At 63.7% G+C, this 9,685-nt stretch carries 9 protein-coding genes and 1 other RNA gene; 1 reads left to right on the top strand and 9 read right to left on the bottom strand.

From position 1 onward, the window contains the following. The 7 genes from murF to rnpB all read right to left on the bottom strand — a co-directional run bounded on the left by murF (position 1) and on the right by rnpB (position 6,739). Positions 1 to 1,350: a UDP-N-acetylmuramoyl-tripeptide--D-alanyl-D-alanine ligase gene (murF, locus tag RTI30_RS01520; RefSeq protein WP_312261622.1), complete on the bottom strand. Its 1,350-nt coding sequence runs from the start codon at positions 1,348 to 1,350 to the stop codon at positions 1 to 3. Continuing rightward, positions 1,347 to 2,792 (bottom strand): UDP-N-acetylmuramoyl-L-alanyl-D-glutamate--2,6-diaminopimelate ligase, encoded by a 1,446-nt coding sequence (locus RTI30_RS01515; RefSeq protein ID WP_312261620.1) that lies wholly within the window; start codon positions 2,790 to 2,792, stop codon positions 1,347 to 1,349. The genes murF and RTI30_RS01515 overlap by 4 nt, the downstream gene beginning before the upstream one ends. Next, a complete protein-coding gene (locus RTI30_RS01510) occupies positions 2,785 to 4,521 on the bottom strand; it encodes a penicillin-binding protein 2 (protein WP_312261618.1) in 1,737 nt (578 codons plus the stop codon). Before RTI30_RS01510 ends, RTI30_RS01515 begins: the two co-directional genes overlap by 8 nt. Continuing rightward, on the bottom strand, positions 4,518 to 4,781 hold the full coding sequence (ftsL, locus tag RTI30_RS01505; protein ID WP_312261617.1) for a cell division protein FtsL: 264 nt from the start codon (positions 4,779 to 4,781) through the stop codon (positions 4,518 to 4,520). The genes RTI30_RS01510 and ftsL overlap by 4 nt, the downstream gene beginning before the upstream one ends. After that, positions 4,771 to 5,724 (bottom strand): 16S rRNA (cytosine(1402)-N(4))-methyltransferase RsmH, encoded by a 954-nt coding sequence (rsmH, locus tag RTI30_RS01500; protein ID WP_312261615.1) that lies wholly within the window; start codon positions 5,722 to 5,724, stop codon positions 4,771 to 4,773. The genes ftsL and rsmH overlap by 11 nt, the downstream gene beginning before the upstream one ends. Continuing rightward, a complete protein-coding gene (mraZ, locus tag RTI30_RS01495; RefSeq protein ID WP_312261613.1) occupies positions 5,721 to 6,173 on the bottom strand; it encodes a division/cell wall cluster transcriptional repressor MraZ in 453 nt (150 codons plus the stop codon). The genes rsmH and mraZ overlap by 4 nt, the downstream gene beginning before the upstream one ends. 220 nt (positions 6,174 to 6,393) lie before the next feature. Continuing rightward, an RNA gene (gene rnpB / locus RTI30_RS01490) (RNase P RNA component class A) lies at positions 6,394 to 6,739 on the bottom strand. 87 nt (positions 6,740 to 6,826) lie between these two features. On the opposite strand from rnpB, the gene RTI30_RS01485 reads away from it, so the two are divergent. Beyond that, the gene (locus RTI30_RS01485; protein WP_312261611.1) at positions 6,827 to 7,093 is read left to right on the top strand and encodes a hypothetical protein; all 267 of its coding nucleotides are present in this window, start codon (positions 6,827 to 6,829) and stop codon (positions 7,091 to 7,093) included. A gap of 7 nt (positions 7,094 to 7,100) precedes the next feature. Here the strand turns inward: RTI30_RS01485 and RTI30_RS01480 are convergent, their stop codons facing one another. Together RTI30_RS01480 and RTI30_RS01475 are read right to left on the bottom strand one after the other, a co-directional pair. Next, positions 7,101 to 8,810 carry a long-chain fatty acid--CoA ligase gene (locus RTI30_RS01480; protein ID WP_312261609.1) on the bottom strand — a complete coding sequence of 570 codons (1,710 nt, stop codon included), beginning with the start codon at positions 8,808 to 8,810 and terminating at the stop codon, positions 7,101 to 7,103. Further along, complete coding sequence (locus RTI30_RS01475) at positions 8,807 to 9,430, bottom strand: glutathione S-transferase N-terminal domain-containing protein (RefSeq protein WP_312261607.1); 624 nt, start codon at positions 9,428 to 9,430, stop codon at positions 8,807 to 8,809. Before RTI30_RS01475 ends, RTI30_RS01480 begins: the two co-directional genes overlap by 4 nt. Positions 9,431 to 9,685 lie beyond the last annotated feature (255 nt).

Here is a 9,685-nt window from a genome sequence, read left to right as displayed (position 1 = left end):
TCAGTTCCCCTCCGCGCGCAGGGCCGCAATGACCCGCTCCATGCGCGCCGAACGTGAACCCTTGACCAGGACCGTGACATCGGCGGCAAGAAGGGGGCGCAGGGCGGCGAGGAGGGCATCCAGGTCGGCAAAATGCTGGCCGCCATTCCCAAAGCTGGTCACCGCAGCAGTGCTCAGCGGGCCGACTGCCAAGAGTCCGTCGATGCCCAGTTCGCGTAGTCGGCGCCCGGCCTGCTCATGGTAGGCCTTTGCTTCCGGTCCGAGTTCGGCCATGTCGCCCAACACCAAGATGCGTCGCCCCGGCTGCTGTGCCAGCACCTGTAGCGCCGCCTCGAGGCTGGCGGGGTTGGCATTGTAACTGTCGTCGAGCAAGCGGCTGTCGTTCAGCCCCGGTACCCATTGCAAGCGGCCGGGCACGCCGCGCAGGCGGGCCACCGCACCCTCGATTGCCGAGATGGGTACCTCGAGGGCGAGGGCAGCGGTTACGGCCGCCAAGACGTTGGCGCCATTGTGGCGTCCGGGCAGCGGGATGTGCAGGACAAAGCGTCCTTGCGGGGCAGCTACCGCCATCTCGCCGCCATCGGCGGTCGCGGTCCAGCTCCCCCGCACCCGCGCCGGCTTGTCTTCCAAGCTAAAGCGCCAGACTTCGCCGGGGGCACGTTCCGCCCAATAATCGATGTAGCGATCGTCGCCATTGAGCACGGCAATGCCGCGGGGGTCGAGACCCAGCAAGATCTCCCCCTTGGCGGCGGCAATGGCATCGAGGGAGCCGAGATTTTCCAGGTGCGCCGAGCCCGCGTTGTTGATGATGACCAGGTCGGGCTTGGCCATGCGACTGAGCAGCTCGATTTCGCCGGCATGATTCATCCCCATTTCTACCACCGCGTAGCGATCGTCGGGATGCAGACGCCCGAGGGTGAGGGGTACGCCGATATGGTTGTTGAGATTGCCGCGGGTGGCGACGACCCTTCCGGTCTCTTGCAGAATCGCTGCCAGAATCTCCTTGACCGTGGTCTTGCCGCACGAGCCGGTGATGCCGATGACTTTGGCTTGGCACTGCTGGCGCCAAGCGGCGGCCAGGGCTTGCAGAGCGGCCAAGGGATCCGCCACCAATACCCCGGGGGCGTCTACCGGCCGACCGACGAGCACCGCCGCGGCCCCGTTGCCGATCGCCTCGGCAACGAAATCATGGGCATCGAAATGCGGCCCCCTGAGGGCAACGAAAAGGGCATTGGGCTGTGCCGCCCGGCTGTCGGTGCTCAGGCCCTGAATCCGCAGATCGGCGCGGCTAGCGGGCAGGATCTTACCTTGGCAAATGCTGGCGACCTCGCGCAGGCTGAGTTCGATCATCGGGCCAGCGCCTCCTTCGCTTTGGCAAGATCGTCAAAGGGATGGCGCTTGCCAGCGATTTCCTGATACGACTCGTGGCCCTTGCCGGCAATCAAGACCCAGTCGCCGGGCTGCGCGGCATCGATGGCAAGGGCGATGGCCCGCCCCCGATCATGTTCCAGCACCGCACGGCCGGCGGGAATGCCAGCCAAGATCTCGCGGCTGATCTGCTCGGGATCCTCGCCGCGGGGGTTATCGTCGGTCACGATGACCCGATCCGCCAGACGCGCCGCGATGGCGCCCATCTTGGCGCGTTTATCGCGATCACGCTCGCCGCCGCAACCAAACACCACCCAAATCTTCCCCTTGGCAATGCTGCGCAAATCCTCGAGTACCCGCTCCAGAGCATCGGGACTGTGGGCATAGTCGACCATCACCCGCGCCTTGTTCGGCCGCGCCGGCAGGACTTGATAACGTCCGGCGGGTAGGTCGAGGGCGGCAATGCTGGCCTCATCCCAGTTCCAGCCGAGGGCCATTGCCGTCGTCAGGGCGGCAAGCAGGTTGTAGGTGTTGCTGCGACCAATCAGCGGGCTACGCAGGCGGCGTTCGCCCTGGGGGGTGTGCAGGGTGAGCAGGGTGCCGCTGGCGCCAGGATGATAATCGACAACGCGAAGATCGCCGCCCTGGAAGCCATAGTGAAGCACCTCGACTCCCGGCGCCAACTGCGCCTGCAGAGTGGCGCTGAAGGGGTCGTCGTGGTTGAGAACGGCAATCCGCAATTCTGGAGTGGTGAAGAGTTTGGCCTTTGCCGCCCCGTAACTTGCCATGTCGCCATGGAAATCGAGATGGTCTTGGGTGAGGTTGGTGAAGACGGCAACGGCAAAAGGCACTGCCGCCACCCGGCCGAGGGCGAGGGCATGGGAGGATACCTCCATGGCCACACTCCGACTCCCTTGCTGCCGGGCTTGGGCCAAGAGCCGCCACAATTCCACCGCCTCGGGGGTCGTGTTGGGTAAGGGCTCGAGGCTGGCAACCGGACCATGCCCCAAGGTACCAATGAGATACGCCGGGGCCGGTGCGAGTTGGGCAATCAGGCGGGAGACGCTGCTCTTGCCGTTGGTTCCAGTAACCCCAATCAGGGTCGGCTGCGCCGCGGCATCCCAGTGATACCAGCGGCGCAAGGCAAGCCCGAGCAGCGCCCGGGCGTCGGGACGGACGTAGACCGGCCCTTGCGCCTCCTCGCGGTACGCCTTCCTCTCTCCTTCGACGATGGCCGCGGCTGCGCCGGCCGCCCAGGCAGCGGGGAGAAAGTGCTCGGCGTTGCCGTGCCGGGACTGCAGGGCAAAGAAGAGCCCGCCCGGGGGTAGACGACGGGTATCGCTATCGATACCCCGGATGACCAATGGCCGGCACCTCTGCAGTTCCGGCAGGATTGCTTCGAGGGTGGTTTCTGGGTTATGCATCGCCCGCCCCCTCGGCCCAGCGCTGTTGCTCGCTCAGGCTCTTTGGCCGCAGCGTTTCTGCTAGCCGCGGATCCGGCGCGATGTTGGCCTGGCGGAGAGCGACTGCCATGGCACTGCGGAATACCGGTGCTGCCACCACGCCGCCATAACGCCAGCCCCGCGAGGGATCGCGTACGGTTACCGCCATAACGAAGCGCGGGGCGTTGGCGGGGGCAAAACCGACAAAAGTGGTGTTGACCTGATGGCGATGAAATCCGCCGCGACCATTGGCCATGGCCGAGGTGCCGGTTTTGCCGGCCACCGCATAGCCAGGAATGGCGGCCAAAAACCCGGTGCCGTGGGCCTGTACTACCCCGGTCAGCCATTGCCGCAGACGTGCCGCCGTGGCCGCCTGCATTACCCGCCGCTCTGCCCCTTTTTGGCCGAGCAGCAGGTGCGGTGTCACATACATGCCGCCGTTGGCGATGGCGGCATAGGCGGCGGCCAACTGCAACGTGTTGACGGAGATGCCGTAGCCATAGGCAATGGCGGCATGGGTGGCGGGGCCCCAATGCTGGTAGGCCGGCAGGCGACCAGCCGCCTCGCCGGGCAGGCCCAACTGCCCGCTCTCGCCAAAGCCGGCGTGGCTCAGCACCGTGTAGAGATCTGCGGCCGGCGTGCGCAGGGCAATCTTGGCGGCGCCGATGTTACTGGAATATTTGAGGATCTGGGCGATGTCGAGGGTACCGTGGCGGACATCGTCTTGGATGCAATAACCGGCAACGCGAAAGCAGTTGGTATCGACATCAAAGCGGCTGTCGGGGCGGATGCTGCCGCTGTCGAGGGCGGCAGCCACGGCAAAGGGCTTCATTACCGAGCCAGGTTCGAAGGTTTGGGTGATGGCGCGGTCGCTGCTGGCGGCCGGAGCGTAATGCTCGCGATCGTTGGGGTTGCTGGCCGGGTAGCTGACCATGGCGAGAATGGCGCCGCTTTGCGCATCGAGGAGCACCGCCGAGCCCGACTGGGCAGCAAAACGCTGCACCGCCGCCGCCAACGCGGTATAGGTTGCGTACTGCAGACGGCGATCGATGCTCAAGGTCAGGTTCTGCCCCGGCTGACTTGCCGTTTGCGCGGCGCTGGCAAGAAGGTGACCGCGGTTGTCGCGGACGATTTCGCGCTCGCCAGCACGACCGCGCAGCACATGGTCGTAGGCAAGCTCTATCCCCTCACTGCCGGCGCCATCGAGATTGGTAAAGCCGAGTAGAGGCCCCGTGACCTCGGCCAAGGGATAAAAACGGCGAAACTCCGCCTGCTCGTGCAGACCGGGGATGTGCAAGGCAAGGGCACGAGCGGCAAGTTGCGGATCGAGTTGCCGGGCAAGGTAGGCAAAGGCGCTGCCCCCATGCTGCAAATGGGCGGCGATGCTGGCTTGGGGAATGCCGAGGACCCGCGCCAGTTCCGGCCAGCGTGCCCGCTGGTTACTAAAGACCTTGGGATCGACCCAAAGGGCGCTGCTCGGTACCGACATCGCCAAGGGCTGACCATTGCGATCGAGGATTTCTCCCCGTGGCGGCGTTGGCAGGGGGAGCAGGCGTTGGTAGCGCTGTTGTCCTTGGCTGCGCAAAAATCCGCTTTGCTCGACTTGCGTCTGCCAGGATTGATAGAGGATACCGGCAAAGCCCGCCGCAAGGATCCCCAAGAGCAGGCGCGGGCGCCAGCTGGGCAGGGGGGCGGCGACGGCCGACGTCATTGCGCCTTCACCATCACGATCTGGCTGTTCTTGGGCGCCTCCAGGCCAAGCTTACGGTGGGCAATGTCGCCCACCCGCGGGTCCGAGGCCAGGGTCGCCTGCTCCAACTGTAGCTGCCCCCACTGATTGTTGAGGGTAAAAATCTTGTTTTGCAGAGCCTGCAGGCGAATGAATTGGGCGCGGCTGGTTTCCCGTGCGGCGACGATGCCAAACAAGGTCAGGGTGATCAGGGCGACGAGAATCAGAGTGCTACGACGCATGGCGATACTCCGGGTTTTTGCTCGCTGCGCGCAACACGGCGGAGCGAGCGCGGGGGTTGCGGTCGATTTCTTCTGCCGAGGCGCGGACTGCCGGGGAAATCTCGATCCAGGGGGCGGGGGGCAATTGATCGGCACGCAGGGGCAGGCGTGGATCCGGCCGCTGGTCTGCGGCACGGAAAAAGCGCTTTACCAAGCGGTCTTCCAGGGAATGGAAGCTGATGATCGCCATCCGTCCGCCGGGGCGCAGAGCCGCCAGGGCCTGGGGTAGGAAGCGCTCGAGTTGGCCCAATTCGTCGTTGATCTGGATGCGTAGGGCCTGAAAGGTGCGGGTGGCAGGGTGAATGCCCTTGCCCACGGGCATGAGTTCGGCAATCAAGTCGGCCAACTCCCGGGTGCGCAACCAGGGTGCCGACTCGCGACGCGCGAGGATGGCGCGGGCAATGCGCGTTGCGAAGCGTTCCTCGCCATACTCGTGGAGCACCCGGCGCAGCTCGCTAAAGTCGACCGTCGCCAGCCACTGCGCGGCTGATTCGCCTTGGCTGGGATCCATGCGCATATCGAGGGGGCCATCGCGGAGAAAGCTGAAGCCGCGCTCCGCCTCGTCCAATTGCGGTGACGATACCCCCAAATCCGCGAGGATGCCGTCGACTTTGCCCACCCAGCCGCGTGCCTCGAGTTGCCCCAGCAGGGCATCGAAGGGCGCCTGGACGAAATCGACCCGGGGGTCGTCGGCGAAGCGTGCCCGCAAGGCCTCGACGGCACTCGGGTCGCGATCAAAGATGCAGAGGCGATCGTCGAGTTGCAGTTGCGCAAGGAGCAGGGCGCTGTGGCCACCGCGGCCACCAGTGGCATCCACCAAGCGGCGCGGGCCCTGGCCCTGCCAAGCCGGGCTGAGGGCGGCCAAGGTCTCGCTGGGGAGGACGGGAAGGTGCTCGCCACTCATAGACGTAGATCTCCCAGGGTGGCCAGCAGGTCCTCATTGTCGAGCAGGCTTTCCTGACGATCCCAGCGGGCGGCATCCCAAATTTCGAATTTGCCGATCTGCCCCACCAGGACCACATCGCGTTCGATACCCGCAAACTGACGGAGATTGGCAGAGACGAGAATGCGTGATTGATTGTCGAGGCGCAGCTCTTCGGAGTGACCGATGAACAAGCGCTGGAAGCGGCGGGTAGCGGCTTGGGTACTCGGCAGACTGGCGATCTGTTGCTCCACTTCCTCCCAGCGCGGCAGGGGATAGGCCCAGAGACAACGCTCGCTCTCTTCGCTGGTGGGGTTGATGGTCAGCACCATCTGCCCGTCGCACAGGGCGTTGAGCTGGTCGCGAAAACGCGCCGGCACGCTCAAGCGTCCCTTGCTATCCAGGCTATGACGATGTGTGCCGCGAAACATGTCTGGGTGGCTCTCCGTTGTACCACTTTGCCCCACTTTTTCCCACAATGAGAAGAGTAGAGTCGGCGCCATCTTCTGTCAAGGTAAAAATGCTCGATATTTCGGTATCTTAGCGATTTCTGGGAGAGCTTTCGTGCAGATTCTGAGAAAATTGCGATAAGCAGCTAAATTGTATGCAATTTTAGCCTGCTCAAGGGAAAGAGTGTGGGTTGGTGGGGAAAAGTGGAGTGGGCCGATAAGCCGGGTTCTGTCGAGGACGACCATTCCTCTAGGCTGACCCTTACGGGGCAGCTCCAGCAACCTACCCGCGCACGCTGCGGGCCACAGCATGGTGCGCCTATTTGGTCTTGCTCCGGGCGGGGTTTACCCTGCCACTTTCGTTACCGAAAGCGCGGTGCGCTCTTACCGCACCTTTTCACCCTTACCGGCGTTTGCACGCTTAGGCGGTGTCTTTTCTGTGGCACTTTCCGTAGGCTCACGCCTCCCGGCCGTTAGCCGGCGCCCTGCCCTATGGAGCCCGGACTTTCCTCCCCGGATCGCTCCGCGGCGGTCGTCTGGCCCACTCCAGGGCGCACTATACCCCCTTTGGCCCAGCGCACAACCGCAACCGCGAACTATACTGAGCGCAGTGGCGATGCAGAGGAGATAAGGACATGATCGACGATCGTTTTCTCGACGAGGCCCGGGAACTGCCCTCGGTGGTGCCCATGGAGCGGGTGGTGGCGTGGTCGGTATTTCGCAGTCGCGATGCTGCCCGGCAATTGCTCGAGCATGTGCACCTGGCGCCCGGTCAGGCCCTGGTGGGCGGGCATGGTCAGGATAGTGTAGCGCCCTACTGGTGGGTGGGCGTGCAAGTGCAGAATCTGGAGGCTTGGGGACACAGCTCGGCGGTCAACAAGCACGGGCGTATGGGCGACTGAGCCCGCCCTACTGCAGCTGCGCGAGTTGCTCGGCGTAGCGCTCGGCAACGCGGCGGCGCTTGACCTTGAGGGTCGGCGTGAGGGTGCCCTCTTGCTCGCTCAGAGGCGTGGGTAGGATGGCAAAGCGCCGCACCTGCTCGAAGCTCGGTAGCCCGGCCAAGGCGCGATCGATGCTCTCGCGCAGGGCTTGTTCGAGGCGTCGGGTATCGTTTGCCGCACCGACAATGGAGGCAGCGAGTTCGGGGTTGGGGTAGAGGAGAGCGATCAAATAGGGCAGGCCATCGCCAAAGACCACCGCTTGGGCGATGAGCGGCTGGCTCGCCAAGCGCATTTCGATCTTTTGCGGTGAGATGTTTTCCCCCGCGCTGTTGACGATCAGCTCCTTTTTGCGCTCGGTAATGTGCAGGTAACCGCTGGCATCGAGCTCACCAATGTCGCCAGTGTGTAGCCAGCCGTCGATCACCGTGGTTTGGGTGGCTGCCTCGTTGTTCCAGTACCCCTGCATGACCGAGGGGCCGCGCACGAGGATTTCGCCGTCTGCGGCAATGCGCAGCTCCACATTTGGCAGCGGTAGCCCGACCGTGCCGGGATGAATGGCGCGCAGGGGATTGGCGGCGATGACCGGGCTTGCCTCGGTCATTCCATAGCCCTCGAGGATGGGCAGGCCGAGGCGTAAAAAGAAGGAGGCAATGGCCGGGTCGAGGGCGGCGCCACCCGAAACGAAGTATTGCAGGCGTCCGCCCAAGCGACGGCGGACCTGACGACGCACGATCCCGCTGCTCAGGGCGCGTTGCCAGCTGCCGGCCTCTTTGCCCTCGATGCCCAGCCCACGACGCAGGAACTTTCCCACCCAGCCTTGTCGTTCCTGCAGGCCGCGCAGGGTACGCTCGTAGAGCAATTGAAAGATGCGCGGTACGGCAATGAGCAGGTCGGGCTGCACGGCGCGCAAGTCGCGCAGAACGGTGTCCGGGCGCTCGGCATAGGCATTCTCCAGCCCGAGCAGATAACCGCCAAAGTGCCCGGTAGCGCGCTCAAAAACGTGGCTCAAAGGCAGCACCGAGAGCAAGCGCTGGCCCGCTCGCAGCGGCACCAAGTGCAAGAACCCCTCGATATTACTAAGAAAATTGCCATGGCTGAGCATCACGCCCTTGGGCCAACCAGTGGTACCGGAAGTGTAGACGATGCTGGCTAGATCCTGGCGTTGGATTTCGCCCAACTCCGCCGGCAAGGGCGAGTGGACATCCGCCGCTCCCAATTCTGCCAGCGCCGACCAGCCGCGCTGGCCCTCGCCAGGGTGCTGCAAGAGCAGATGTTCCGGATCGACCCCCCAGTCGTGGGGACTGAGGCGCTGCAGCATTTCCGCGTTCTGCAGGAGTATCAGTTTGGGCGAGCAGTCGCCAAGCACATAGTGTAGCTCGCGGGCGCCAAAGCTGATGTAGAGGGGTACGGTGACGGCGCCGATGCTGAGGATGGCGAAATCCAGCATCGCCCAGGCAACGGAGTTGGGGGCCATGAGCAGGACCCGGTCGCCGCGACGAATACCCATGCGCAGCAAGCCGTGGGCGTAGGCACGCACGCCCTCGGCAAACTCTCCTGCACGCGTAGGTGAGAAGCCCTCGCCCTGATGACTCCAGGCAATGGTGGCAGCCGGGTTTTCCGCACAGCGGGCGAAGAGGCCCACTGCCAGGTTAGCCAGCGTGTTTACCGCCGCGGTCATCCGCGCAGGGCTTTCTCGGCGGGGGTGAGACTGCGCTGAAAGCTCTCCAGAGCGAAGATCTGCTGCATGTAGTCTTGTGTCGCCTTGGCGCCCTTGGGCATCTCGATGCCGAGGCTTGGCAGTCGCCACAGCAGCGGGGCAAGGGCGCAGTCGGCAATGGAGAGCTCGTCGCCAAAGAGGTAGCGTTGCTGGCTGAGCAGGGTGCTGAGCTGGGCCAGAGAGCGGCGCAAGGAATTTCTAGCCTGCTCCTGATCCTCGCTGCTGTAGCCCCGTAAGAACAAGGGATAGAACCAGTCGCGATCGAACTGCATCAGGCCCACGCGTACCCGCGCACGCGAAATGGGGTCTACAGGAATGAGCGGCGGGTGCGGAAAGCGCTCATCGAGGTATTCAATGATCAGAAAGGATTCGATGACGGCCAAATCACGATCGACGAGGGTTGGTACCTCGCCGTAGGGATTCAGCTCCAAGAGGTCTTGGGGTTTGTTGTTGAAGTCGACGTCGATGGTCTGATACTCCATCGCCTTCTCTTCGAGCACGAAACGGACGCGATGCGCAAAGACGCAATCTGGTGCGGAGTAGAGGGTCATCAAGGTTTTTTTGTTACCAGGTGTTGCCATGCAAGGGTTCCTCAAAAATGGGTAACGGAGCAAGGTCGCAATTTTCAAGAGGCAAAGTGTAGCAGAACTCGGGGGCAAATGTGCGTAGAATCGTGAAGGATTGTCAAAGTCGATTGCAGGCTTGGAGAGCCGGGCTTACACTGCTTGGCCGATGGAGTGCATAAGTTCACAAACCTTTGGCACTTCTTTGGCGAGGGAGGAGTGCCATGCAGGTTCAACATGTCGGGTACCGGATCCGGGGGTTTTACCGGGTAG

This window comes from Candidatus Igneacidithiobacillus taiwanensis (assembly GCF_031962545.1).
In the GTDB taxonomy this organism is placed as follows: Bacteria; Pseudomonadota; Gammaproteobacteria; order Acidithiobacillales; family Acidithiobacillaceae; genus Igneacidithiobacillus; species Igneacidithiobacillus taiwanensis.
This window is presented reverse-complemented; position numbering and strand designations above follow the sequence as displayed.

Coding starts and splice junctions, on each gene's coding strand:
- RTI30_RS01480 (WP_312261609.1), bottom strand. CDS start 8,810: ATGACCGCGGCGGTAAACACGCTGGCTAACCTGGCAGTGGGCCTCTTC.
- rsmH (WP_312261615.1), bottom strand. CDS start 5,724: ATGAGTGGCGAGCACCTTCCCGTCCTCCCCAGCGAGACCTTGGCCGCC.
- mraZ (WP_312261613.1), bottom strand. CDS start 6,173: ATGTTTCGCGGCACACATCGTCATAGCCTGGATAGCAAGGGACGCTTG.
- RTI30_RS01510 (WP_312261618.1), bottom strand. CDS start 4,521: ATGACGTCGGCCGTCGCCGCCCCCCTGCCCAGCTGGCGCCCGCGCCTG.
- RTI30_RS01515 (WP_312261620.1), bottom strand. CDS start 2,792: ATGCATAACCCAGAAACCACCCTCGAAGCAATCCTGCCGGAACTGCAG.
- RTI30_RS01475 (WP_312261607.1), bottom strand. CDS start 9,430: ATGGCAACACCTGGTAACAAAAAAACCTTGATGACCCTCTACTCCGCA.
- RTI30_RS01485 (WP_312261611.1), top strand. CDS start 6,827: ATGATCGACGATCGTTTTCTCGACGAGGCCCGGGAACTGCCCTCGGTG.
- murF (WP_312261622.1), bottom strand. CDS start 1,350: ATGATCGAACTCAGCCTGCGCGAGGTCGCCAGCATTTGCCAAGGTAAG.
- ftsL (WP_312261617.1), bottom strand. CDS start 4,781: ATGCGTCGTAGCACTCTGATTCTCGTCGCCCTGATCACCCTGACCTTG.